The following is a 26,102-nucleotide window of genomic DNA, read 5'->3' as shown; positions in this document are numbered from 1 at the left end:
AATTTCATCTGCTTATAAATGGGGCTTGTTGCTGAACTGGTGTTTTTGAATCAGTTCAATGAATTCAGCTAAATGAATATCTAGACTTGGTTCTTTAGTAATTAAAGTCAGCATTTTTTCTAATTCAGTTTTATCGAATTCTTCAAATAAGGGAAGACTGCCAAATAGTTCAATCACTTCCGGATTGGTTAAAATAGGATGATTATATTGGCAAATTTTTTTATAGTTTTCCACATCTAACATATTTGCTTGCTGCAAATGAGTCAAAAAATGAAACTCCCCAATTCCTAATTTGCTTGCTATTAATACATCTTCAGTTTTTTGATAATCAATTATTGACCCATGATTTAATAACAAAATAATATTTGCAAAAATATTGGCGTTTTTAGGGAACTTCTCGACAACCTCGAAATAACTTGGTGCAAGTTTATCTTCCGCAGCAAGTTTTTTAGCACCTTCATAAATTTTATGTACATATTCTTGTTGTCTTAAAAGAATATCGAAACATTCAAAATAATAGAGATTTTTATTTAACAGCATCGTTAGGAGTTCAATCACCGTACTTATATTCTCTACTGAAAATTGATAAAGCTTTTTAATTATTTTATCAGTCGGATAAGCATGTTTTTGAAAATTGACGATTAAATCAGCAATTAATAAAGATTGCTCCGGATAAAGGAATATCAGATTCATACTCTCAGAATCTAGTGAATCATGAGTTTTAAGTATTTGCATCCCTTGTTTTAGGGTGGTTTCAGATTTTGCACTCGCCAATAAACGTTCTATTGATATAAATGCGAGATCAATCTCTTCTGCGTGCATAAATTCTAATAAGTTAACCAGGGCTCCTGCCTGAGCGGCATTACTTGCTATGGCCCTATGCAGCGAGTCATCCAATACAATTTTATATTTTTTTAAGACATTGAATAAAGTAGTAAGACGATTCACATATTGGGGGTTATCTTCAAGGGTTTTCATCATTCGATCATCAGGTTCTAGACCTAAACTAATAAGGCGAGTATTAATTTTATTTTTTATCCCACCTTGATTGAACTTAAGATATGCCATTTTCCGCCCTCGCCCTTACTATCCTGTAGTGTGTCATCTTATCTTTTCTCAAACAAAAGACTAAATTATGTATCATTAAAAAATGAGCCATCTAGCCACAAATATTAACAAAGAAAAGAAATTTAAAATACAGTAAATAATAAAAATACAATCCATCTTTTCTTCACTACGATTGTATTATTAATTATACCTCCAAATGATTAATTTGTTTTCAATGAAATCACTTAATAGTCACTTAATATTTTTTTTGTATAATCCCCTCTATTAGGTAAATTGTGATCTACATCCACTAATAAAACTCACAATGACCTAACCTAAATAAAGTTAAAAAGCATTCTTAAGGGGAGAATCATATGGGCGCAGAAAGTAAAATTGTTGAAAAACAAATTGAAGATCTTAAAGATTACACCGATACCGTTGCAGCTGTTCACTTATTAAAAGAAGTTGTTACTAATGGGGCAGTAGTTACAGTAGGTCAGGCGGAAAAACTTATTGATATAGAAAACTCAAAGAAAGAGCCTAAAATTGGTAATGTCGTGAAAGCGATTTTAGCACAGGCAGGAAAACCAGGTGAGTCAAAAAGTCATTGGGTCGAAAAAGAAGACAGTAAGTTACATCTTGTAGCCGCAATTACTATCGGTGGTGCTGTTTACACTGTTGATATGACCTATGATGGGATCCAAGATGATAAACAAGAATATACTGTTAATATCACCAGTCAATTGAAAGCAGAAGTGAGCCGAGGAAAATTATTTTTTGATCCAACTCAGACTGCAACGGTTAAATTAATTTATGACAAAGAAGGTGATCTTCATGCAGTCACTAAGAAAGGGTTATCTGTAGAAACCAAATCTTTTATTCCACATGCTTATCAAACAGAAATTTTAGCTAAATTTTACAACAGTCTGAAAGCAGGAAAAGAACAACGACTTGCAGTAATGGGAACCGGTTCAGGTAAAAGTATTGTTATGGCTGGTATAGCTCAAGCTGTTGGACGCACCGTTATGATTGTTCCTGATAAAACCTTGGTTGATCAACAATCACTTGAAACTCAAAAAATGCTTGGTGCTGGTGTTATCAATGGTAATAAGCATACTCCTACCGTGTTTACTTTTGATACCCTAAAACGAAATGTTGACGTTGACTGGGATCAGCCGTTGACTGAGTTTGATATCCAAGCCATCAAAGAATATTTTGCCACTGTGATTGCAGATACTTCTGATGAGCATTTTGATCAAATCGTTTTACAAGCTGAGCATCCTTTGTTCAAAATTATTGCTGGTGAAATAAAAGATTCCATGGTTTTAATCGATGAAAGCCATCGTCATACATTTAATGATGAAGACGCTCAAATTTTGAAAGGATTAAAGGATCGCAATTCAATTCTGGCATTAACAGCTACACCCACTTCCAAGCTGTATGATCTTTTCGCGGGTGAACCTCTAGATGATTTAAGTCTTGGTGCTGCAATTGAATTAGGAACAATTCGTCCAATTAAACCCGAAGTAGCTTATCTCGCAGAGAAAGATTTAGTTAATGAAGCTGTACTCCATTACTTTGATGATTATTATCTCAAAGAAGGAATGAATGGTTATACGGATCCTGTTGAATTAAAAGAACAGATCAAGAAAGAACATACTGATATTGGAGATTCTAAAGCTCAAGAAATGGCCATTGAGCAAGCGTTGGAATTGAATCGTATCCGTTGTCAACGCAATATGGCTTTCTCCGATGACAAAGCAACTCGTGAGAAATTAGCTGAAATTTATCAAAATATTGCAAAGGGAGATGGCCCCACTATTGAACAATTCCAAGCTAAAGTTGCTGAACTCAGACGAACTTCTGAAATTGAAGCAAAATTACAATTGACTAAAAAATTCAATGCCGGGATTGAGAAGACGACAATAGAACAAGAAGTTCCAGTACGCGCAGTAGATTTAAAAAAGGATATCGATAAAGAACAGCAAAAAGATATTCAAAGAACAATCAACAGCTACGCTCTTGCACTTGTCTTTAATGAAAAGCCTACTGATCTAGCTGAAAAGGACCGAACTCATAAACTGGAAGAATATATAAAAGACTGGGATCAGCATATCGCAAAATATAAAATAAGAAATGGCGAGATTCATGAGATGTTTTTGTCTAAGCTGAAAGATTGTGAAGGGAAAAGCAGAATAAAATTAAATGAAGCATTGACGAAGTTGGGAGCCCCCATTTCCAAATTGCCTGCAGAGCAAAAAGATGCCATTGTCAAGTTGATTTTGGATAGAGCAGAAGAAATGGTTAGCAGCATCAAAGCCTCAAAACCTATATCTGAGATTGTCAGCAAAGCTGTTCCAGTTGACTTAAAAGCTTTAAAAGCAACTGAAAGTTATGCCAGTGCAATTGATATGGGGACAAAGCAATCTACAATTGATGATCAACTTGCTCAAATTGAAGTAGGCCTAAGAACACATATTGTAGCGGATCAGGTCATTGCAACCGGAGTTAGTATCAGAGATATCTTAAACGTGCAAATTCTCAACACAAATTCGCCGGTGATTGAATCAGATATTAATGTGATTAACGGAATACTTTCAGGTCCGCAGGCAACTGGTCGTTGTGTACGAAATAAAGATGTTTCAGCTCGTGCTCAACAATACATTGATAAACGATATGAAGGTAAAGGTCTAATTCTTACTGTAGAAGAGATTATTGATCCTAAAGAATCGGCAGCAAAAACAAGAACAGTAATGTTGAACCGAGAAAAACAGGCACAATTAGAAGAAAAAGCTATTATTAGCCTTCAAAGTGTCATACGAAGCTATCAAACTTCTAGTCTGTTTAAACAATATCAACCGTTACCCCAGGAGATTGAGAGACACAAGAAGAACTTGGAGTTGGCTGAAGGACGATTAAATGATTTGAAAAAGACCTTAGACATAAAAGAAAAAGTAAACGACAAACTCCAGCAATTAGCTAAGTCTGTAGAAGAACTATCGATTCTCCCAGGAAGAAAGTTAGGACAAACTCTTCCAACGGAATTTGCTAGAAATCCTTTCTACTATCTTCAGTGGGTGAGGGAATCACTTTTGCGACCAGCAATGGGGATAGGTGCAAGTGACACGAAGGGAGCCCTCGAAGAAATAGCACAAAACATATCAGTAATAGAAAAGGACATCAAGCAGTTAAAAGTTGAGACCACTGAACTTGAAAGAACAATCCAACTAGGAACGGCAACATTGGAAAAAATGCAAAAAAATGCAACAAAACTGGAAGAGCAACTTGGAATAAAACAAGAACTAACCCTCTAAATTGAGATAAGTGTTCTTTTACCTAGATTAAACCTCCGCCTCGGCGGAGGTTTTTTTATATTTGTAGATTAAACATCCGTATAACTCCATCCAATATATTCATGACCAGAACGAATTAATTGATTATTGTCCTTTAGTATTCCTAGCAAAGCGCCACAACACATGATCAGTACGTACCGCAGATTCGTGCAACGCTTCCTTCGGACTCAGAAGCCCTGCAAACATTGCCTCTAAGACTTCATCGTTTATACCGCGAATCTGATTTTGTGGCCCAAAGCGAGGTAATGGTTTTTCCGAAACCTCCCCTGTTAAATCAGTACGTGCCATTAATAAGGTAGGATGAGTACTGCTTTGCAAAATATCCGCATAAATTCCCTGTAAACCTATAGGAAGATAACCAGTTTGCTCATGCCATCGCTTCTGTATTTCAGGTTTTGCAATAAACGCAAAAAATTGGGCTATTCCCTTATAATGAGTCTCCGATTGACCCGCTACTGCCCATAACGCAGCTCCTCCGGCAACATTTGCGTGCCTCACCTGACTTACTGAGGTATCCAAAGGCATACTAGCGATGCCTATATGAAACGGTACCAAGGCAGATAAACTGTTATAAGCACCCGATGATTGGCTAAATAAGGGGCAAACCCCACTAGTAAATAAAATGGTGGCATCATCAACTCTGCCTGCATATCTGAAATAATGCAGTGAGTACCAACGCTGCAAACGTTCAAAATGACGGACCAATTGTGGTGTCACATACACGGCGCGAACGGGATTATCCTGAGTCAAAGGTAATCCATGAATCGCCAAAAACGATTCAAAAAGCACCCAGCCTGGATAGGCTGTAGTATAAGTACAATCATAACCTGCTTTTTTTAACTTTTTTGCCAGCACTTCCATTTCACCCCAGGTGCGCGGAAAATTAGCCTGGGAATAACCAACTTTGGCAAGGACATCCAGGTTGTAATACAAAGTTGCAACGGAGAGGTTAAAAGGCAAAGCCATCAAGTGCCCATTTTTACTATAAAACTCACGAATAGACGGAATAAAGTCCTCTTTGGGTAAGCTTATTCCTTGTTCCTGCATAAGTTCATCTACCGGTTTGATTACCCCTTCTGGTGACTCCATAATGGCAGTACCCACTTCAAAAATTTGTACTATCGCAGGCGGGTGATGTGCTCTAAATGCAGCAGCAAAACTCGTTAATGTTTCTACATAATTGCCCTTATAAACCGGTTTAATAGTGTATTGACTTTGACTGTGATTAAATTCATCAGCCAAAAGTCTCACTTCTTCCCCTAAATGCCCAGCCATTCCATGCCAAAACATTAACTCTACCCGTTTTGCCTGGACTGAGAAGGTAGAAAAGATAATGAATAAATAAAGAAGTATTTTTTTCATGCGAGTAAGTCGGGATAATCACTAAAGACCGCATCGACGCCCCAGCCAAATAATTTATTAGCCAAACGTCTGCGGTTCACCGTATAAGCACAAAGAATATAGCCCGCAGCTTTGATTGCTTTTACCCGCTGCTCGGTTAACACTCTTCGATTAAAATGAATGGAAAAACATTCCAATTGCTTTGCTTTTTGTTGCCATTGCTCATCCCATTCATGAAGTAGCAAACCTAAAGGCATTTCTGGTGCAATACTGCGGCATAATACAAGGGCATCCCAAGAAAAACTGGAAACTAAAGGTAACTCTTTATCTTGGGGCCAATACCGTTGGATATGACTCATCACCGCTACAGCTGTTTGTTCTTCTGCACCCGGATAAGGTTTGATTTCCACATTTGCCTGTACACCTGCAAAAGATAACCATTTCAAAACTTCTTTAAAATGAGGAATAGATTCGCCTTTAAATTGCCGCGAAAACCATGAACCTGCATCCAAAGATTGCAAATAACTCGCTTCAACCAAGCCCACTTCCCCACGTCCGTTCGTGGTTCTTTTCAAATTATCGTCATGGATTACAAAAGGCTCTCCATCGGCGCTACACATTACATCAAACTCAATGAAGCGACATCCTAAAGTCAAAGCTTTATCAAATGAAGCCAAAGTATTTTCAGGAGCATAAGCCGAAGCTCCTCGATGCCCAATAATTTTTTCAACAACCAACAATTAATTCCCCTTGTGTAAATACGAGTTTTTATACAAGCAGCCAGCTATTAATTACCTACCCCTTGTTACCATCATCCCTGTTATTAAACATTCTTATTATTAACATCCTACATTTTGCCATAATAGGGCTTGTCCCATGGGATTCAATGTATGACAAGCCACTCTGGTCGTTGTTTATTGCTTCCTATTTGAGGCAACCTCAACCACTGCAGTTAATATTAACTCATTACTGACAGTTAATGCAGGTGCTGAAGCGGCTGACTCGCCTACCATCATCGTATTCATCGTCTTAGCTTGATAAGGCCGTGGTTGAGATGGATTGTTTCCTTCAATAAAATCCAAACTGCTAAGGCTATAATTTTGCCCTGGGTAAGCTTTATTAATTCGCGCAAGCTCATCATTCACCTGTTGATACAATCGTTCTCGAACCTGACTTAAAACAGCCTGTGTTTCATCAAAGCTTGGTTTAAAATCGACACTGCCAATCTCATATTTTGCCCCAGGTAAACTCACGTCTTTGGCATTCTTATAAATATCAGTTAACACGCTTTGATTAACTCGTGCTTGTGCTTGAACATACAACTTTTCAAGACCAGAGTTGTCCTGGGATCGATCGAATTCAGTCAAATGCCACTCGCCTTTTGCAATTTTATTCAAGCGGTCCATAATATCAGTTCGTGCTTTCACCAAATCAGCATTGGTTAGGGTCACATTAATATTGACGCCTAATAATGCAGTTTGAGTTGTAACCCACTGCTTTGCTGAAAGTTGAAAATCAATTTTGTCCAGAACCAATTGAGGGCGTGGAATAGGTGGCGGTATAATCTCTGCAGCGAAAGCAAACGGTGTAACTAGCATTAAAATCAGCATTTTCACAAACACTTGGCGCATAACACTCTCCAGTCTGATGAATTAATAAATAAGTGTATACCAGCATACCTAAAGACACCAAATTATTAACTGTACCATTGATTTAATCAAAAAATAGGAATATAACTTCTGCAAAATATTTGCAAGAGGAGCAAAAGCAATGATTTCTGTGGACGATATATCAAATACTAACCAAATGATAGCCGATGATGATTTCCTCGATTACGCCCTCTCTCATGGTTTTGGTGACTTACATTTTAAAGTAGATCCCATAACTGGAATGAAAGCAATAATCGCCATTCATAACACAAAATTGGGGCCTGCTTTAGGAGGTTGCCGTTTTATCGAGTATCCTAATACTTATGCTGCGATTCAAGATGCAATGCGCCTTGCTCGAGGAATGAGTTTTAAAGCAGCGTCTGTGAACTTGCCATTAGGTGGTGGTAAATCGGTGATTATAAAACCTCAAGGTCCATTTGATCGAGCTCAGTACATGCATCAATTTGGTCGATTTGTTCACGAATTAAATGGCCGTTACATTACTGCTCTGGATAGTGGAACTGAATTACCAGATATGGACATTATTGCAGAACATACTCCTTATGTAGCGAGCTTATCTAAGTATGATGGCGACCCATCTCCTTCTACGGCTCAAGGTATTCTACGGGGTATCCAAGCCGCAGTTGCCTTCAAACTAGGGAAGGAAAGTCTAAACGGAATTCATGTAGCCATCCAAGGCTTGGGACATGTCGGATTTATATTGGCCCGACATTTATATGAATTAGGAGCTACCCTAACTGTGGCTGATGTCTCTGCAGCCGCAGTCGATCGCGCGGTTACTGAGTTGGGTGCTAAAGCTGTAAGTACGGATCAAATTCACAAAGTTCCTTGTGATGTTTTTGCTCCTTGTGCATTAGGTGCGATTATCAACGACATCACAATTTCTCAATTGCAAACTACAATTATTGCAGGTGCAGCAAATAACCAGCTCGCTCATACCTATCATGGTAAAAAATTACATGATAAAGGCATTTTATTTGCAGTAGACTATGTCATTAATGCGGGAGGGTTAATTTTTGCTGCATCTAAATATCTTCATACTCCCGAAGAACAAATTAACCAACAGATTGATGCGATTTATACCCATCTAACTGAAATCTTCACTCTGTCGGTTAAAGAAAATCTACCCACTAGCGAAATTGCAGATAATTTGGCAAAAGAGAAATTATCTTAAAAAGAACGAATGATATGAAACACTTAAGCCTTACTCCTGAACTTTATGAATACATGCTGGATAAATCTTTGCGTGAGCACCCTTCCTTAACGGGTCTACGCAAAGTGACATCCACCATGGAACTTGCAAACATGCAAGTTGCACCGGAACAAGCACAGTTTATGCAATTTCTTTTGCGTTTAGTCCGCGCCAAAAATGTTTTGGAGTTAGGAACCTTTACTGGTTATAGTGCTTTGGCCATGTCTTTAATGCTGCCTGAGGATGGTAAACTGATTACCTGTGACATCAGTGCAGAATGGACAAGCAAGGCCCATCCTTTTTGGAAAGAAGCGAAACAGGATCATAAAATTGAATTACGACTGGGTCGAGCATTAGATACATTACATGCTTTAATTGCCGAAGGTTGGGAGCAAAAATTCGATTTTATTTTTATAGACGCCGACAAAACCAATTACGTGAATTATTATGAACTGGCATTAAAACTCATTCAGCCTCAGGGAATAATTGCTATTGATAATATATTCTGGGATGGTAAGGTAATCGATGAAAATGAAACGGGTGGACAAACCAGAGAAATCAGAAAACTTAATGAATTACTTAAAAATGATCAACGTGTTTTTATTAGTTTGTTACCTATAGCTGATGGATTATTTTTAGTACAGCCATCTTAAGACATAACGTTAGCCCTTATGATGTACACCGCAACCAGGTTTTCAAAAATTCCTGGGTTCGCAGTGTCACCTAGGCAAACGTGTCTTGTTTTTCCCGTCTCATAGGAAAGGATTTTTTAAGTACCGAATACTTTTAAAGGAGTAATAACAATGCAATCAAACAGCAACCCTTGTGGATTAGATGGTTTTGCCTTCCTAGAATTTTCAGGTCCAGATAAAAAACGCCTGCATCAACAATTCACTGATATGGGTTTCCAAGCTACTGCACACCATATAAACCAAGACATCACATTATTTCAACAAGGTGAGATTCAATTTATAGTGAATGCTGCCACAAATTGCCAAGCTGAAACACACAGCAATACTCATGGAGCCGGTGCATGCGCCATGGGATTTAAAGTAAAAAATGCTAAAGCAGCTTTTGAATATGCTCTACAACATGGAGCGATAGCTTTTGAAGATTGCGCACATGCACATCATGGCTTACTTGGTATTCAAGCCATCGGCGGGAGTGTGATTTATTTTGTTGATGATCAACACCAACCCTTCTCTGGCCACTGGGAACATCAAGCGAATAAACAATTAGCGGGTAATGGCTTGGTGATGATTGATCATCTAACCCATAATGTATTCCGAGGCAATATGGATAAATGGGCTCAATTTTATGAATCCATTTTTAACTTCCAGGAAATTCGTTATTTTAATATTAAAGGAAAAATGACTGGCTTATTAAGTCGAGCTTTAGGTAGTCCTTGTGGAAAAATCAAAATTCCTTTAAATGAATCTAAAGATGATTTTTCACAAATTGAAGAATTTCTTCACGAATACAAAGGCGAAGGCATTCAACATATCGCATTAACCACTGAGAATATTTACGAGACGGTACATTCATTACGAGAACAAGGTGTTAAATTCCTTGATGTTCCCGACACCTATTATGAAATGTTGCATGATCGTCTCCCTTGGCATCACGAACCCGTCAAACAACTTCAAGAAGAAAAAATTCTGATCGATGGTGAACACGATCCGAAACATGGATTATTACTGCAAATCTTCACCGAAAATATCTTTGGTCCAGTATTTTTTGAAATTATTCATCGCAAAGGAAATCAGGGATTTGGTGAAGGTAATTTCCAGGCACTATTCGAGGCCATTGAACGTGATCAAATCCGACGTGGTACTTTAAAAGAATCTGTGTAAAGAATACATCTGGTTAACCAAGCGCCACTATCATTCGTGACCTTGTCATCCCCGCGTAGGCGGGGATCCAATTCTAATTGGACGCCAAAGGCATTCAGCGATGGATTCCCGCCTACGCGGGATGACAAAATTCATAATTTAATGAAGTGATGCTAAACGGAAACCCAGTGTTTTCAAATTCGTTTACACTCTGCTTCATCCAGTATATAAATGAGGAGCTTATGAAACTTGCCAGTTTAAAATCAAAATCATCACGAGACGGTGAGCTATGTGTCGTCAATCAAGCAATGACTCTTGCACGACCTGTGCCCCAAATAGCACCCAACTTACTAAATGCTCTCGATCATTGGGATGCAGTAAAAGAACAGTTAGAGTATGTTTACCAACAACTTAATGAAGGCTATTTGGAAAACACCTTCGATTTTGATCCACAACAATGTACCTCTCCCTTACCACGTGCTTATCAATGGGCTGATGGCAGTGCCTATGTGAACCATGTCGAACTTGTACGCAAGGCTCGGGGTGCAGTATTACCAGAGAATTTCTGGACTGATCCATTGATGTATCAGGGAGGTTCTGATTCATTTCTGGGACCTAGAGATCCCATATCAGTTGCGGATGAGGCATTTGGTATCGACTTTGAAGCAGAAGTTGCAGTTATTACAGATGATGTTCCCATGGGTATAAGCCATAAAAATGCAGGACAGCACATTAAACTATTAATGCTCGTCAACGATGTTTCATTACGTAATTTGATACCGGATGAATTGGCAAAAGGTTTTGGTTTTTTCCATTCCAAACCTTCGAGCAGTTTTTCTCCCGTAGCGATTACTCCCGATGAACTAGGTACGGATTGGGATGGACAACGTGTGCATTTACCCTTATTGAGTCATCTGAACGGTCAATTGTTTGGTCAACCCAATGCTGGAATTGATATGACTTTTTCTTTTCCAGAACTGATTCAACATGCGGCAAAAACCAGAGTACTCAGTGCCGGGACTATTATTGGTTCAGGGACTGTTTCTAATCTCGACCGCAGTAAAGGTTCTTCTTGTATTGCCGAAAGACGGATGTTGGAAATTATAGAAAAGGGCCAAGCAAAAACTTCTTTTATGCGTTTTGGAGATAGAATTCGTATTGAAATGCTCGATAAACACGGTAAAAGCTTGTTTGGAGCCATTGATCAAGTTGTTAAACAGGTAATAAGCCATGAAACTTTATGATTATTTTCGCTCCACAGCATGTTATCGGGTGCGTATTGCTCTGAACCTAAAGAATATCACTTATGAAAAAATTAACATTCATTTAGTGAATCATGGTGGTGAGCAGCATAGTGCTGAATATAGAGAGGTAAATCCGCAAGAATTAGTACCTAATTTAGAAATTAACGGCCAGGTTATAAGCCAATCACTTGCGATCATAGACTATCTGGATGAGATGTATCCTAACCCTGCATTATTACCTCAAAATTCTTTCGATAGAGCGACCCTAAGATCTCTTGCCTTAATCGTAGCCTGTGATATGCACCCACTAAATAATTTAAGAGTATTAAATCGATTAAAAGAGCAGTTTCAAGCAAATGAATCACAAGTTACAGAATGGTACCACCACTGGCTTAAAGCAGGATTTGATGCCTTTGAAGCGAAGTTATTGAATATCAAACGGAGCCAGCCCTTTTGTTTTGGCGATGCAGTAACTTTGGCCGATCTTTGTCTTATCCCTCAAGTCTATAATGCCAACCGCTTTCATTTTGCAATGGATAACTATCCTCTTATTAATGAAATCAATGCTCATTGTCTAACTCTAGAGCCATTTAGGAAAGCAGTTCCGGAATAGGAGCTCTTACCCGGATTTAAATCTGCAACCGTTGTTGGCAACGTCATATGGCGTTGCCTTAGTACAGTTTTAAGTAGGGAATAACATTCCAACACGTTATTTCAATGAGGACGCAGCTGGATGCTCCTCTTCAGCCATATCCTGTGTATCCAACTCATTGGTTCCCGATTTAAAGAATCGCAGTTTGGAACAACTTTTTTCAATTTCTGTTAGTTTGCCAAATTTATCGCCCAATATTTGAGTAGAATATTCTTCTTCTTGCAGACTAGTAGCTAATTGTTCATCTAATTTATTGACTGTTTCGGGATTATACTCTTGAGCCAGTACTATGGACTCAAGTTGATCGGCTATATCCCTCTGTGTTGGATTAACAATAGAAGCTAATACCGCTGATAAAGTAGCATTATATTCGCCTAGTTTATCCAAAATGCGAATTTGCAAATTTGCATCATCATAATAATGTATTACATCGGTTAGTTTTTTTATATTTTCTTTTAATAATTGAACTTTTCTATGAGGCAGATACACCTCAGAACTTTGTAATTGATTCAGTTCGTTTTCATTTTTAAGGAAACGGGAATCCTCAAATATTGTTTCTTGTTTTTGTTGCATATTGGATCCTTACAAAACATATTAGCTTTAAAAAAGGGGAATTTTCAGGTTTTTTAATGACATTATCAACTAAAATTTTTATAAAATGAAAAATAAATAGGCTTAAAGGCAGATATTTATCTTCTATTAGAACCAAACTTTACTTAATTCTACAGTTACAACACCCTGAGGTGTTTTTTCAAGCATACTCCATACCGTTTTACATCGTTGTAAATAACCAACCAAGTAATTTTTATTACTGCATTTATAACGCACGGGCATTTGATCGTAAATCATATCCGACTTAATCGCGCGACACTGCTCTCCATTGGTTAACTCGATTCCCCAAGGATAAGTACGAGACATATCTAATGTTTTGTGGTGCTCATTATTCAAAGGCACTTTAACTTTAATCTGCACACTGTCTCCATTCCAGGGAGAGCGAGGGCATAAAGCTTCAGTCCTATTCGGACCTGCTTTAACGAAGCACGGATCATATGTTTTACCCCCTGCAATACAACGCCAGGCATCTTCACGAATGATTAATTGAGATTGAGAGTAACATTCACCTAAAAGCTCTTTTTTCACCTGAGGAACTACCTGCTCTGATACCTCACCATAAGGTCTATATAATTTTAATACGGTATCATTTGCTGAAACAACAAAGGAACACAAAAACAACGAGATGCAGAATACTTTTCGCAACATAATGGTGCCTCAACGATAATTGAAACAGGTTAATTTTTGCCTTAGGAATAACGTACTGGAATGAGAAAATCAATAGGTTTTAGCACTAAGATAGTAGAAATGCGAATAACCCCAGTGTATCATCTCATTTTTAGTTAAAGGTATCTATACTCATGGGTTCCCAATTACGATTTTGGCATATCCAGACTCGTTAACCCAACTAATTCTTCAATAGGTAAGCGTGATGTAATGCTACATATGCGCTTTATCCCAATCAGCGTATGCAGACGGATAGAATTTAAAAAGTACTTTAAACATACCTTATGACCATGCACGAATATATAGAGTGAGGAGTTAAAAATGACCGAAGTTTTTACCATAAAACAATGTTTGGATGGTGAAATCAAAATTGATGAATACGTTACCGTTAGAGGTTGGGTAAAGACCCGGCGTGATTCAAAAACAGGATTGTCTTTTATTAGCCTGCATGATGGTTCCTGTTTTGCTCCCATTCAAATCGTAGCTACCGATGGTTTAGCAAATTATCATGAAGAAGTCACGAAACTCAACGCTGGCTGTTCTTTGATTGCATCAGGAAAACTGGTTGCCTCCCAAGGGAAAGGCCAATCATTTGAAATTCAAGCTGACTTTATAAAAGTCGTGGGTTGGGTTGAAAATCCAGATACTTATCCTATTCAGGCAAAACGTCATACGCTGGAATTTCTACGAGAGGTAGCTCATCTTCGTCCTCGTACAAATACAATTAGCGCTGTTACTCGAATCCGTCATTGTTTATCGCAAGCCATTCATCGTTTTTTCCACGAACAAGGTTTCTTCTGGATCCACACCCCTATCATTACTTCTAGTGATTGTGAGGGCGCTGGTGAAATGTTTCGGGTATCCACCTTAGATCTTTTGAATGTACCTAAAAATGAATTCGGCCAAATTGACTTTAACAAAGATTTCTTTGGTAAAGAGACTTTTCTTACCGTTTCAGGGCAACTCAACTTAGAGGCATATTGTATGGCCATGTCAAAAGTATACACTTTTGGCCCAACATTTCGTGCTGAAAACTCAAATACCAGTCGCCATCTCGCTGAATTCTGGATGATTGAACCTGAAGTCGCTTTCGCTACCTTGCAAGATATTTGTGATTTAAGCCAACGAATGTTGCGCTATTTATGCAAAGCGGTCTTGGAAGAGCGCATGGATGATATGGAATTTTTCAACCAATTTGTTGCTCCAGGATGTATCGAACGTTTAGAGCATATTGCAGATTCAGATTTTGAAGTCATGACCTATACTAATGCGATTAAAATTTTGGAACAATGCGGCCAAAAATTTGAATTCCCTGTAAGTTGGGGCTTGGATTTACAATCAGAGCATGAGCGTTATCTAGCAGAAGTCCATTGTAAAAAACCGGTAATTCTGACCAATTATCCCCAAGAAATTAAAGGTTTTTATATGCGGCTCAATGATGATGGAAAAACCGTCGCTGCTATGGACGTTTTAGCACCTGGAATCGGTGAAATTATCGGGGGAAGTCAACGCGAAGAACGTCTCGATGTTCTAGATAGACGAATCGAAGAATGCAATCTAAGTAAAGAGAATTATCAATGGTATCGAGATCTGCGCCGATACGGTACTGTGCCGCATGCAGGATTTGGTTTGGGTTTTGAGCGTTTGGTAAGCTATGTCACCGGTTTAGCCAACGTACGAGATGTAATTCCTTTCCCTCGTACACCAGGACACGCGGATTATTAAGAGAAAACTTACGTTATCATAGATCAAACGCCTGCCTCAGGAACCCTTAAAACTCAGAGTTACGGATTAAAGCCATAACCCTGGGTTTCCTAAACGAACTAAATTCTTGCTCTCACAGGGTTTAAAAGTTATCCGATAGTTGTTTATGGTGAAGTGGGTTTTGGCTCGAATGGTTCTTCATCCATAATTTGTAGTCCCTGAACAATAAACGGCGGGATCTGAGGTTTCAATCTTTTATATTTGTTTTGGGGTGATAAAAATGGATAAGAGGGTATAGTGACCCCGGTATCAATCAGGTCATATTTCTTGGCGTCCTTTTTTGCACCTTCAAGAAAATTCTTAAAATTAACTGAGGTAGCTTCCTTAGTAGTACTCTCTGCAGTTTCACTGACATTGACTGCTTTTTTCTTAAACATCCTTGTTAACTCCTCTGTTTGTTGATAATCCTTATCTGAAACAGTACTAAGACTAGGACAGTACTTTCTTTAACCTTCTAATAACATCCCTTCTCCTAGCACTAGAACTCTATCCATTTGTCTTGCTAATTGCTGATCATGAGTCACAATTACCAAAGCAGTGTTTCTTTTTCGATTCAACTCCAGCATTAACTCAAATACTTTCGTTGCAGTAGTCTGATCCAGGTTTCCTGTAGGCTCATCAGCCAGGACACAATAAGGTTGGTGCACCAAGGCTCGGGCAATTGCAACCCTTTGCCGTTCTCCTCCAGAAAGTTGTGCAGGCTTATGTGTTTTTCTTTCTTTAAGGCCAACGTCATCGAGCATTTTACTCGCTTCAGCCTCTGCATCCTTTACTGAAACATTTCCTAACAATAGCGGCATGGAAACATTTTCAAGTGCGGTAAACTCCGGTAACAAATGATGAAATTGATATATAAATCCCAAACCTTGATTACGTAATTTACAACGCTGTTTTTCATTTATCTTTTGCCAATTGGTACCCTTTATCCATACATCGCCACTTGTGGGTTTATCCAGCCCACCCAATAAATGCAATAAAGTGCTTTTACCGGAGCCTGAAGGACCAATAATTGCCAAACGTTCGCCCTTACCTATAGATAAGTCTATCCCGCGTAATACATTCACTTTCGAAGCGCCGTCGTTATAGGACTTACATAATTTATTAGCATTTAAAATAATATCACTCATAATGCAAAGCCTCCGCAATCACTGTTTTTGAGGCGCGCCATGCAGGATAAATTGTTGCAAAAAAGCTCATTAACAATGCCATAACGCAAACTTTCCATAGATCGCTCAATAGAATTTTAGAAGGCAAATAATCAACAAAATAAATACTGGATGATAAGGCTTTAAAATGAAACCAGGATTGCAGATGATTCACTATTGTAGTTGCATTCTTTGCCAATATTAATCCACCCACCAAACCAAAAATTGTGCCTACAATTCCCACCATCATTCCTTGAACAATAAATGTCCATAGTATTGTGGAAGGAGTTGCACCAATGGTTCTTAAAATCGCGATCTCTGCTTGTTTGTCATTAACAACCATTACCAAAGAAGAGACCAAATTAAACGCAGCTACTGCGATAATCAGCAATAAAATCATAAACATCATCGTTTTTTCCATTTTAACTGCCTGGAAAAATGCTCCATATTGCTGTGTCCAATTACCTACTTGATATTCTTCACCTAATAAATGGGATAACCGAGAAGTTAATTCAGGTGCTTGATAGACATTCGCTATTTTCATTTTGATTCCAGTTACTTCATCGCCCATTTGCAATAACTTTTGGGCATCTCCCATATTGATGAATGCCAGTTTTGTATCAAAATTAAATCCACTTCCTGCAGAAAAAACCCCTACTACAGTGAATCGTTTAAAACGAGGAATCATTCCAGCGGGAGTTACAGTTGCTTGGGGAATCATGACTGTTACCTTATCTCCAATCATCGTTCCCATATTATCTGCAAGCCCTTTACCCAGAATAATACCAAAATCCTTTAAATTACTTAGATTTCCGGCCAATAGTTTTTTTTGTAAATGGCTCATCGTTTCTTCTTTTTCAGGCAACACACCTGTTAAAACAATAGGATAAACCTGTCCCTCATGAACCATTAATCCTTGCCCACCTACATAGGGTGCAAGTGCCTTGATTTCCGGAACCGTTTGAATTTTTTTAGCTACTTCGGGCCAATCACTAAGACGTTCATTGGGTCCAGAAACCGTAATCTCAGGAGCCATTCCAAAAAATCGATTATGTATTTGTTGGTCAAACCCATTCATTACCGATAAGACGGTAATGAGAACCATAACGCCTATGCCAATACCTAGCATTGAACTCAGCGAAATAAAGGAGACAAAATGATTCTTCTTTCTTGACCGCGTATAGCGTAACCCCATAAAAAGGGCTAATGGTTTATACATGTTTGCTTTTATTTTGGTTAAAGTCTTATTGTAGAGAAAAAATCATCCAAGCGATATACCTTATGTAGAGTTCTGTTATTTATTATTTCTTCATCAGTTAACTCACATAGTTATCCACAGAATTTGTGGATATTTAGTCAGAGGCGCCGAATAGAATTGATTTCAATAATAATTCAGTGATTAAGGGATTAATAATAGTATTGTTTCAGTTCCGCAGTATTAGTGGTTTTACACGATGATCATGTAATCAATCATTTAGAATTCTTAAGTTTTAGCCCTCAACCAGGAAGATAAACAAATTGACTGAAATGATGAAGATGTGCACAATGGCAAAATATTGTTCTCTTGTAGAAGTAACAATTGGTTTCTCCATAGCAGGTATAACTTGAGTCTTTTAAGAGCCTTATCTTATAGATAAGTAACTCGTGATAAAAAATTTAATATTTTAATGAGGGAACATTATGGCCTCCTCAGAAAGGAACGTAAAAAAAATCCTTTTTAGCGATAAGATTACTGCTTTAGTTAATAAACCCGACGTGCATTTTGATGAAATTGATGCTTTGTTAAGTGAAGAACTTAGCTTAACTGCATCCGGAGGAGCTCTTGATCAGCTCACTGATTTCCTTCATCTTGTGTCCTTCATTAAAGCAAAACGTTTTTCTAATCCGATCTGGGCTCTACGGGTGTTTACGGATAAAAATACGAATCTGGAAACGCGAATAGCTCTGGTCAAAGCGATAAGGCTCGCCCCGGAGCAAGAGGATAAAATTTATGATCTCCTTTGTTTTCTAGCACAAGAAAACAAGCTTGTTCGTTATACCGCACTTAGCCACGTTACTCCGGTCCGTTTTGCTATGGATAAAGGGGATTCTGATTCCCTATATATAGAAGAATACAGTGAATGGTATTTGATTTTTGATGTATTTGGGCTTTGTAAAAGTCTTCCTCATCACTTAATCCCATTACTCGCAGATCTATTAATAGAGACAAATCTTTCAGTGGAGGCTATTTTATCCCTCAGCACTTTTTTTAAATTCATCAACAAACTGGGTCTCGTACAAAGAGAAATAATACAATCCATGTTGCCCCAACTAAGATATAAAAGCAGCATAGAAACTCTTCAATCCTTTCTGAGCTATTTGCGGGATCATGATTTGTTAAATCCTCATATTTTAGAACCCACCTTGCCTTTATTACATCATTCAAACGCGCTTAAAAATTTTTTTGCTATCTATCTTAAAGAATTACAATGCTTAGATTCATATCAAGAAACATTAAAAAATCTAAATCTATACTGCCAATTGTCTGTTCATGATAAAGACAGTTATGATGATGAAGTACCTACAAATACCCCCTTACATCAAGCCATTATTGAACGTAATCCATCGAAGCTGCAACAGGCATTGCATTTAGCCAATTCAAAATTTCTTTTAGCGACTTCTTATGGCAATACAGCTCTGTTATTAGCATGTAAACTGGCAGATAAAGAAGCAGCAAGACATATATTGAGTAAAATGCATGAATTAGGTTGCACCGTGAACCACGCGGATGCGCAAGGAATGACCGCACTTCATTGGGCAAGATTTTATCATTTTGATGATTTAAGTAGGGAGCTTTTTGCAGCTGGTGCAAAACAAGACCTAAAAACAGCCAATGGAAAAAAAAGTGACTATTTTGCAAAACATCAATTTACTCTCAACGATTTCAAAATAGAAGGTCGTGAAATCATTGAAGATTTTTTCAAATTAACGAATCATGATTTGACTGATATCGCCTTTCACGCAGATAAAATTGCTTTAAATTTAAAACTAACAACCCCAAAAAAATTGATGTCTTTATATCAACAGGATGAAGGAGCCAAGATTCGCTCATCCAATCGTTTTTATTTATTTTTTAGAACCTTTCGTCCTCGATTAATTGAATGGTTAGACCAGCAAAGAGAACTGGAATTTCAGTCCGAACAAGCAGCAATTGCCCAGGCATCGACTTCAAATAGCAACCTAGGTAGATGAGTCCGATTTCTTTAAGTTAAGAGGGTGTTCAAAGGATCCAATAAAGACCCACATTGAGAAACGAAATCTTTCGCAAAGATGGCAATTATCTTTACATATTAAATTTCAGTCAGGCAGTAAGGTTAAATGTTTAACTTAGCCCCGAGAAAGAATATTCGGTTGTATTATCTTAATAAAGTACCTTATCCTATATAATAATCTGTAAACCTGTTATCAGGTAAGGTAATTTGTATGAATCCTAGCTCTTGGTATTTTCCTTCGCTCATTGCTTTATTTCTTTATGGTGCCTGGGGATATTGGGGTACCAGAGCATCAAATTTTATTAATCCTTTATCGATCACTTTTTATTCAAGCATTGGCGTTTTAATTTCCGGCATTATCGCATTGATATTACTTGATTTTAAATTGGATCTTTGTCCCAAAGGAAGCACCTATGGCTTATTGAATGGTTTAGCGAGTGGTATTGCCTGCATTTTTTTCATTTTGGCACTACGTAATGGACCTACGATGCCAGTCGTACTGGTCACCTCTATGTATCCTATGATCACGCTACTACTTAGCGTTGTATTTCTTAAACAAGGATTAACATTAAAACATGGATTGGGTATGGTCTTTGCGATTCTGGCTTTAATCTTGTTCGCTTCAGAATGATTGGTGATTGGTGCCCAGGGCCGGAATCGAACCGGCATGGAGTTTCCTCCGAGGGATTTTAAGTCCCTTGCGTCTACCTGTTTCGCCACCTGGGCAATTGGTTTTGGAGGCTGAGGCCGGAATCGAACCGGCGTCCACGGCTTTGCAGGCCGCTGCATGACCACTCTGCCACACAGCCTCATTGATACTTCTAATACTTCTTCAAGCTCTAAAAAAAAAGCGACTTTTGTGTCGCTTTAATTTGGAGCGGGAAACGAGACTCGAACTCGCGACCCCAACCTTGGCAAGGTTGTGCTCTACCAACTGAGCTATTCCCGCGTCTCTACGGGGTGTGATTCTACCGAAATTTAACACCCTGTCAATAATAAAGTTAATTTTTTTTCGTTAATTCGGGCCATGCAATTGCCAAGTAAATAATCATCGACCAAATCGTTAAAATTGCTGCCACATACAGCAGGACAAAACCAAAAATTCCGCCCCAAGTATCTAAAGAATTAAATGCCAATAATAAAATCAAAGCGACCATTTGCAGAAAAGTTTTTATCTTTCCCACATATCCAACCGTAACACTTGCACGTCGGCCGATTTCCGCCATCCACTCGCGTAACGCAGAAATAACAATTTCACGCCCAACAATTACAATCGCCGGGATAGTAATATAATTAATCTCTTTAGCTCCGACTAACAACAATAAACTTGTAGAAACGAGTAACTTGTCAGCGACAGGATCAAGAAAAGCACCAAAAGGAGACATCATTTTGAGCTTACGTGCCAAATATCCATCCAACCAATCAGTAAAGCTTGCTGCACCAAAAATGCATGCTGCCAGCATATGTGCGAAAGAAAACGGTAAATAAAATACAATAACAAATACTGGAATCAAAACAATGCGCAGTAAAGTTAATAAATTTGGCAAACTGGTTAATGTACTCAACGCTTGATACTCCCTTTACATAAGACGAAATAAAGCAACCCCCATCCTTTGAGTAGTCTACAAATAAAATGGAGCCTGAGCGAATTGGTTTTTATGAATTCGGACTCGTTTTTATTTTCTCACCATGCCTACAGATAATATGTATGGGTTTAACTACTCTTCGATAAATTTAAAAAACCTCCTATTTGTTCATAATCATCGAATACAACAACTGCACCGGCAGCTTTAAGTGCAGTCTCTTCTTGTTGATGATAAATGTCTATTCCTACGGCAGTAACTTGGAGACCCTTTGCCATTTCCATATCTGTAAGCGAATCGCCTATCATTAATGTAGTAGCTGCAGTTCCACCGTGTTCTTCAATAATCTCTTCCAACATTTGCGGACAAGGTTTCGCTGGAACCTGTCCCGCAGAGCGGGTTATTTTAAATATTTTATCAAGACCCGTAGTCTGCAAGGCACGTAATAAAGATTGCTGTCCTTTATTCGTTGCAATCGCAAGGGTTATGTTAGCCTCATGCAACTGATAGATCAGTTCACGTACTCCCGGCATCAAACAGACATCCGTTGATCGAGAATGCATGGCTAATTGTACGGCTTGTAATAATTGTTGATGTTGTGTGGTAGTCAAATGGGGATATGTTTTCCGCAAAGCTTGCACTAAACCCAACTCAACATATTTTCTGGCCTGGTACGGATCAAAATTACCAAATCCTAATAAATTTGCTTCTGTAGCAACTATATGTAAAACGATTCCTAAAGTATCCGCAATAGTACCTTCCCAGTCAAATACTACTAAATCATATGGATTGCTCATTGCTCACTACGCTCCTCGCACGTAACTGTTTTAGTGCGGTAGAAAAATGGTTATCTGCATCAGCTTGAAACAAATGCTTTGTACCATTCAATTCAAATTGAATGGATCGCGCATGTAAAAAAAGACGATGATCCAGATTATCTATCCCTTCTATTTCTCCTGCAAGTGATCCATATTTTTTATCGCCAACTATAACATGTCCTAAGTGGGCACTATGCACACGAATTTGGTGTGTGCGCCCGGTTTTTGGAGTGGCCTCAACCCAACAAGCATGTTGATAGTTTTCAAGAAGTTTAAAACCTGTTTCCGAGGCTTTCCCTTCTTCTTTCACCGAAACAATACGTTCACCTGATTTTAAAATATTTTTTTCAAGTGCGGCACGAACAGTCACCTGTTTTTTACCTTCCCAGCGATGGGTCAGTAATGCCCAATAAGTCTTTTGTACTTCACGCGCTTCAAGCAATGCATGCATTGCCCTTAAAGTACTTCTTTTTTTGGCTAATAAAAGGCAACCTGACGTCTCCTTGTCGAGACGATGAATTAATTCTAAATAAGCTAAATCTTGTCTTGTTTTTCTCAACGCCTCGATCACACCGAGACTTAAACCACTTCCTCCATGAACTGCGATACCTGCCGGCTTATTGATTACTAAGAAAGAAGAATCTTCAAAAATAATGCATTCGGTAAGTCGTTTTGCCAAGGCGTCACCTACAAACACCTCTTTTGATTCTGACAAACGAATAGGAGGAATACGTACACTATCACCAGCATATAATCGTGTATTAGCTTGGGCTCTTTTTTTATTAACTCGTACCTCACCACCACGAATAATTCTATAGATATGGCTTTTAGGAACACCTTTCAAAATACGAATCAGATAATTATCGAGACGTTGCCCTTCTTCTTCATTACTGATTTCTTTATAACTAACTTCACTCATTGTCAATAAACCTGTTTGCTGGGCGTGATTTTTTTGGTATGATCGCCTGTAGCGTGGGAAAATTTCCATGCAACCGAATTATAACGCATTTAAATAAAAAAAGCGTGACTATTTACTTTAAGTATATGCTGAACATTAAGGAAATTGGGTCTTGACCCGCCCTAAATGAGTGATTTACTTGTTAAATTATAGTTACATAAGAAATAGCGCTTCCATTTAAGCAGATATAAGGAAGCAACCCAATGCCAGAGATAAATTGAGCATATTTTTGACAGAAACCTACGCATGCCAGACATGCTTTATACCGATTACGAATTATTTCCGGGCTTTCGCACGCCTTTGGCTTCATATTTCAACCCGTTTGATTTGTAACCAGTATATTTCAGAGCATGCACCTATCTTTAGACCCCTTTCGAAACTCGCTGCAAGGAAATACATGCTCGGGAAAACGAAGCACCGAACCGGAGCGTACTCCTCAGTACATGAAGATTCGAGCCCCGTACCGATGACGCAGTTATCCAGTGCAGTAAAGAGGTCTATTGAACAGGTAACCTGCGTAAAGTCTGTTTATACGGCCATGGGTTCGCTTAAAGATCACATCGCTTATTGTTCAATTCCAGGTGCTACTGACCTATTACCTTCTTGTGGTGAAACTCCCGGGTTTTCAAATATTGCAACAAAGCATACAGATGTGTGCATCGATGCACAGAAAATTCAGACCTCCACCCAAAGCGTATCAATGTCAGTATATCCAATTGAACCTCTAAGGAATTTTGAGCCTTATACTATCTCGACTTAAATGACGGCGCCCTAATATTGGGGTAATAGATGGAAAAAATGTTAATCAATGCAATTCAAACTGAGGAAGTTCGTGTTGCACTTATCAAAGATCGTTATTTATTTGACCTGGATATTGAATGTCCTGGTGAAGTGAAGAAAAAGGGGAATATTTATAAAGCAACCGTCACCCGACGGGAGCCCAGCCTCGATGCCGTTTTTGTAGAATACGGTTCTAAGCGTCAAGGTTTCTTGCCACTTAAAGAAATTGCACCTGAATATTTAAGCAAAAATCCTGAAGAGTTTGGCGATGAAAAGCCTCCCATTACTTCATTAATTCGTGAAGGTCAGGAATTATTGGTTCAAGTAGACAAAGAGGAACGTGGTAGCAAAGGTGCAGCACTCACTACCTATATCACTTTGGCAGGCTGCTATTTAGTTCTGATGCCTAACAATCCTCGCTCTGGTGGTATCTCCAGACGTATTGAGGGAGAAGAACGTGATGAATTACGTGAAACACTCAACGCATTGACTCTTCCTGATGATATGGGGCTTATAATCCGTACAGCAGGCGTTGGCAAAAGCCAAGAAGAGTTGCAAGATGACCTGGATATGTTGTGTAATCAATGGCAATCAATCAAACAGGCTTACAACACAGAACTTGCTCCTAGCTTGATCCATCAAGAAGGTGATGTCATCATTCGGTCCATTCGCGACAACTTACGCAAGTCAATCAGCGAAATCATCATTGATGATCAGATTTCTTATATTAAAGCCAAGCAATATATTGAGCGAGTAAAGCCTGAATTCTTGCCCAATTTGAAGCTTTACAACAGCAGTATCCCCTTGTTTAATTTTTATCAAATTGAAAGCCAAATAGAAACGGCATATCAACGCCAAGTTATGTTGCCTTCTGGAGGTGCTTTGGTGATTGACCGAACCGAAGCTCTGGTTTCAATTGATGTAAACTCAGCCAAAGCAACGGGTGGAGCAGATATCGAAGCCACAGCCTTCAATACCAATATTGAAGCAGCTGACGAAATTGCCCGTCAATTACGTCTACGTGATTTGGGTGGTCTGGTCGTTATCGATTTTATCGATATGAGTTCGAGTAAAAATCAACGTGATGTTGAGAATCGCTTAAAAGAAGCTTTGCAAGCTGATAGAGCACGGATTCAGGTTGGACGTATTTCTCGTTTTGGACTATTAGAAATGTCTCGTCAACGCCTAAGATTATCCTTAGGCGAAAGCGCTCAAGAAGTTTGCCCACGCTGTGAAGGACGAGGGACTGTTCGTAACATTCAGTCTCACGGGCTCTCGATTACACGTCTTATCGAAGAAGAAGCATTAAAGGAAAAGACCGCTGAGATACAAGTACAACTTCCTGCAGAAATGGCAACGTTCATCATAAATGAGAAGCGTAATTTCATTAAAGATATTGAAAAGAGACATGGCGTTTCGGTAGTAATTATCGCCAATCCTTATATGCACTTACCGCAGTATACGATTACTCGGCTTAAAGAGGATAATGTGGGTAAATCTAAAAAACCCAGTTATTCTTTAATTCAACAGCCTGAATTACACGTTACCAGCAGTGAGGCAGAAGCTTCTTTACGGGATGAACCCGCCGTCAAACCATTTACAGAACATCAACCCGCAAAAAGTGGCCAAACTAGTTTCATCAAACGTTTATGGTCCAGCTTATTCGGTGGACATACAGACTCTGCGGCTGCAGTGCCACAAAATCAAGCTAAAAAAATCCCAGGCCGTAATCAACCGCAAGCCAAATCTTCCAGAAGTTCTGGTGATAGAAGATCGCAAAATCGACGACGTCGGCCTAGCGGTAATCAACAACAACAGCAACGTACCAATACAGGTAATACTTCTCCCTCCAACCAAAATCGAAGAAAAACAGGTCAACAAGGTCAACAACAAGGAAATATCAAATCCACTGTTGCCAAGGGAGAAAGCAATAAAAAAAGAGAACCAGCAATAAAGGAATAATGTTGAAAATGTACCCTGGGTGAGGCGAAAGCCGAAACCTGGGGAACTCTTTTCTCAGAAAATCCGATTTCGCTTTGTTTCATCCAGAACTGGATTCAAGAATCCGCAGGTGATTACTCCTCGCATTAAAAAACTTTCATCTCCCCGAAAAAATAATTCTGAGCAAACATTCTTAACTTTTAACCCAACAAGAAGAGTTAACCATGTGATAATTAAAAAATAAAATGGAAGT

General features: G+C 38.6%; 23 protein-coding genes and 3 tRNA genes. 11 read left to right on the top strand and 15 right to left on the bottom strand.

The genetic code is table 11. From position 1 onward, the window contains the following. Positions 1-12 precede the first annotated feature (12 nt). The gene (locus tag HBNCFIEN_RS03460; RefSeq protein ID WP_182392694.1) at positions 13-1,068 is read right to left on the bottom strand and encodes a hypothetical protein; all 1,056 of its coding nucleotides are present in this window, start codon (positions 1,066-1,068) and stop codon (positions 13-15) included. A gap of 353 nt (positions 1,069-1,421) precedes the next feature. Between HBNCFIEN_RS03460 and HBNCFIEN_RS03455 the strand changes: the two genes are divergently transcribed. After that, positions 1,422-4,361, top strand: a complete 2,940-nt coding sequence (locus tag HBNCFIEN_RS03455; RefSeq protein ID WP_182392693.1) for a DEAD/DEAH box helicase family protein — start codon at positions 1,422-1,424, stop codon at positions 4,359-4,361. A 123-nt stretch (positions 4,362-4,484) separates the two neighbouring features. On the opposite strand, the gene HBNCFIEN_RS03450 is transcribed toward HBNCFIEN_RS03455, so the two are convergent. From HBNCFIEN_RS03450 to HBNCFIEN_RS03440, 3 genes are all read right to left on the bottom strand, one after another. Then, complete coding sequence (locus HBNCFIEN_RS03450) at positions 4,485-5,762, bottom strand: extracellular solute-binding protein (protein ID WP_182392692.1); 1,278 nt, start codon at positions 5,760-5,762, stop codon at positions 4,485-4,487. Then, positions 5,759-6,478 carry a glycerophosphodiester phosphodiesterase gene (gene ugpQ / locus HBNCFIEN_RS03445; protein WP_182393593.1) on the bottom strand — a complete coding sequence of 240 codons (720 nt, stop codon included), beginning with the start codon at positions 6,476-6,478 and terminating at the stop codon, positions 5,759-5,761. The genes HBNCFIEN_RS03450 and ugpQ overlap by 4 nt, the downstream gene beginning before the upstream one ends. A 177-nt stretch (positions 6,479-6,655) precedes the next feature. Next, on the bottom strand, positions 6,656-7,372 hold the full coding sequence (locus HBNCFIEN_RS03440) for a hypothetical protein (protein WP_182392691.1): 717 nt from the start codon (positions 7,370-7,372) through the stop codon (positions 6,656-6,658). A gap of 139 nt (positions 7,373-7,511) precedes the next feature. Here HBNCFIEN_RS03440 and HBNCFIEN_RS03435 point away from each other — a divergent pair, with 139 nt between their 5' ends. From HBNCFIEN_RS03435 to maiA, 5 genes are all read left to right on the top strand, one after another. Then, positions 7,512-8,585, top strand: coding sequence for an amino acid dehydrogenase (locus HBNCFIEN_RS03435; protein ID WP_182392690.1), 1,074 nt, complete (start codon positions 7,512-7,514; stop codon positions 8,583-8,585). A gap of 14 nt (positions 8,586-8,599) precedes the next feature. Beyond that, entirely contained in the window at positions 8,600-9,256 is a 657-nt protein-coding gene (locus tag HBNCFIEN_RS03430; protein ID WP_182392689.1) for a class I SAM-dependent methyltransferase, read from the top strand. 150 nt (positions 9,257-9,406) lie between these two features. Further along, positions 9,407-10,456: a 4-hydroxyphenylpyruvate dioxygenase gene (gene hppD / locus HBNCFIEN_RS03425; RefSeq protein WP_182392688.1), complete on the top strand. Its 1,050-nt coding sequence runs from the start codon at positions 9,407-9,409 to the stop codon at positions 10,454-10,456. Positions 10,457-10,677: 221 nt separating this feature from the next. Then, positions 10,678-11,679 carry a fumarylacetoacetate hydrolase family protein gene (locus tag HBNCFIEN_RS03420; protein WP_182392687.1) on the top strand — a complete coding sequence of 334 codons (1,002 nt, stop codon included), beginning with the start codon at positions 10,678-10,680 and terminating at the stop codon, positions 11,677-11,679. Then, positions 11,666-12,292: a maleylacetoacetate isomerase gene (gene maiA / locus HBNCFIEN_RS03415; protein ID WP_182392686.1), complete on the top strand. Its 627-nt coding sequence runs from the start codon at positions 11,666-11,668 to the stop codon at positions 12,290-12,292. Before HBNCFIEN_RS03420 ends, maiA begins: the two co-directional genes overlap by 14 nt. A gap of 96 nt (positions 12,293-12,388) precedes the next feature. On the opposite strand, the gene HBNCFIEN_RS03410 is transcribed toward maiA, so the two are convergent. Beyond that, positions 12,389-12,904 carry a hypothetical protein gene (locus HBNCFIEN_RS03410; RefSeq protein ID WP_182392685.1) on the bottom strand — a complete coding sequence of 172 codons (516 nt, stop codon included), beginning with the start codon at positions 12,902-12,904 and terminating at the stop codon, positions 12,389-12,391. 126 nt (positions 12,905-13,030) lie between these two features. Beyond that, positions 13,031-13,591, bottom strand: coding sequence for a hypothetical protein (locus tag HBNCFIEN_RS03405; protein ID WP_182392684.1), 561 nt, complete (start codon positions 13,589-13,591; stop codon positions 13,031-13,033). 339 nt (positions 13,592-13,930) lie between these two features. Here HBNCFIEN_RS03405 and asnS point away from each other — a divergent pair, with 339 nt between their 5' ends. Continuing rightward, complete coding sequence (gene asnS, locus HBNCFIEN_RS03400) at positions 13,931-15,334, top strand: asparagine--tRNA ligase (protein WP_182392683.1); 1,404 nt, start codon at positions 13,931-13,933, stop codon at positions 15,332-15,334. Positions 15,335-15,477: 143 nt separating this feature from the next. Here asnS and HBNCFIEN_RS03395 read toward each other — a convergent pair whose 3' ends face one another. The 3 genes from HBNCFIEN_RS03395 to HBNCFIEN_RS03385 form a co-directional block, all read right to left on the bottom strand. After that, positions 15,478-15,750 carry a hypothetical protein gene (locus HBNCFIEN_RS03395; RefSeq protein ID WP_182392682.1) on the bottom strand — a complete coding sequence of 91 codons (273 nt, stop codon included), beginning with the start codon at positions 15,748-15,750 and terminating at the stop codon, positions 15,478-15,480. Between the two features lie 69 nt (positions 15,751-15,819). After that, complete coding sequence (gene lolD, locus HBNCFIEN_RS03390; protein ID WP_182392681.1) at positions 15,820-16,500, bottom strand: lipoprotein-releasing ABC transporter ATP-binding protein LolD; 681 nt, start codon at positions 16,498-16,500, stop codon at positions 15,820-15,822. Next, positions 16,493-17,737 (bottom strand): lipoprotein-releasing ABC transporter permease subunit, encoded by a 1,245-nt coding sequence (locus HBNCFIEN_RS03385; RefSeq protein WP_182392680.1) that lies wholly within the window; start codon positions 17,735-17,737, stop codon positions 16,493-16,495. The genes lolD and HBNCFIEN_RS03385 overlap by 8 nt, the downstream gene beginning before the upstream one ends. Positions 17,738-18,198: 461 nt before the next feature. Here HBNCFIEN_RS03385 and ankQ point away from each other — a divergent pair, with 461 nt between their 5' ends. After that, positions 18,199-19,749 (top strand): Dot/Icm T4SS effector AnkQ/LegA10, encoded by a 1,551-nt coding sequence (gene ankQ / locus HBNCFIEN_RS03380; RefSeq protein ID WP_182392679.1) that lies wholly within the window; start codon positions 18,199-18,201, stop codon positions 19,747-19,749. Between the two features lie 231 nt (positions 19,750-19,980). Then, entirely contained in the window at positions 19,981-20,400 is a 420-nt protein-coding gene (locus HBNCFIEN_RS03375) for an EamA family transporter (protein WP_182392678.1), read from the top strand. 8 nt (positions 20,401-20,408) lie between these two features. Here HBNCFIEN_RS03375 and HBNCFIEN_RS03370 read toward each other — a convergent pair. The 6 genes from HBNCFIEN_RS03370 to HBNCFIEN_RS03345 form a co-directional block, all read right to left on the bottom strand. Further along, positions 20,409-20,495, bottom strand: a tRNA-Leu gene (locus HBNCFIEN_RS03370). Positions 20,496-20,504: 9 nt separating this feature from the next. Then, positions 20,505-20,578: transfer RNA gene (locus HBNCFIEN_RS03365), tRNA-Cys, on the bottom strand. A gap of 64 nt (positions 20,579-20,642) precedes the next feature. Beyond that, positions 20,643-20,718 (bottom strand) — tRNA-Gly (locus tag HBNCFIEN_RS03360). Positions 20,719-20,770: 52 nt separating this feature from the next. Continuing rightward, entirely contained in the window at positions 20,771-21,334 is a 564-nt protein-coding gene (gene pgsA, locus HBNCFIEN_RS03355) for a CDP-diacylglycerol--glycerol-3-phosphate 3-phosphatidyltransferase (protein WP_182392677.1), read from the bottom strand. 149 nt (positions 21,335-21,483) lie between these two features. Next, positions 21,484-22,149: an HAD family hydrolase gene (locus tag HBNCFIEN_RS03350; protein ID WP_182392676.1), complete on the bottom strand. Its 666-nt coding sequence runs from the start codon at positions 22,147-22,149 to the stop codon at positions 21,484-21,486. Next, the gene (locus tag HBNCFIEN_RS03345) at positions 22,133-23,089 is read right to left on the bottom strand and encodes an RluA family pseudouridine synthase (protein ID WP_182392675.1); all 957 of its coding nucleotides are present in this window, start codon (positions 23,087-23,089) and stop codon (positions 22,133-22,135) included. Before HBNCFIEN_RS03345 ends, HBNCFIEN_RS03350 begins: the two co-directional genes overlap by 17 nt. Before the next feature lie 436 nt (positions 23,090-23,525). Between HBNCFIEN_RS03345 and HBNCFIEN_RS03340 the strand changes: the two genes are divergently transcribed. Together HBNCFIEN_RS03340 and HBNCFIEN_RS03335 are read left to right on the top strand one after the other, a co-directional pair. Beyond that, a complete protein-coding gene (locus tag HBNCFIEN_RS03340; protein WP_182392674.1) occupies positions 23,526-23,888 on the top strand; it encodes a hypothetical protein in 363 nt (120 codons plus the stop codon). A gap of 29 nt (positions 23,889-23,917) precedes the next feature. Next, a complete protein-coding gene (locus HBNCFIEN_RS03335) occupies positions 23,918-25,870 on the top strand; it encodes an Rne/Rng family ribonuclease (protein WP_182392673.1) in 1,953 nt (650 codons plus the stop codon). Positions 25,871-26,102: the final 232 nt, after the last annotated feature.

It is taken from the genome of Legionella sp. PC997, assembly GCF_014109825.1.
Classification (GTDB): Bacteria; Pseudomonadota; Gammaproteobacteria; order Legionellales; family Legionellaceae; genus Legionella.
This window is presented reverse-complemented; position numbering and strand designations above follow the sequence as displayed.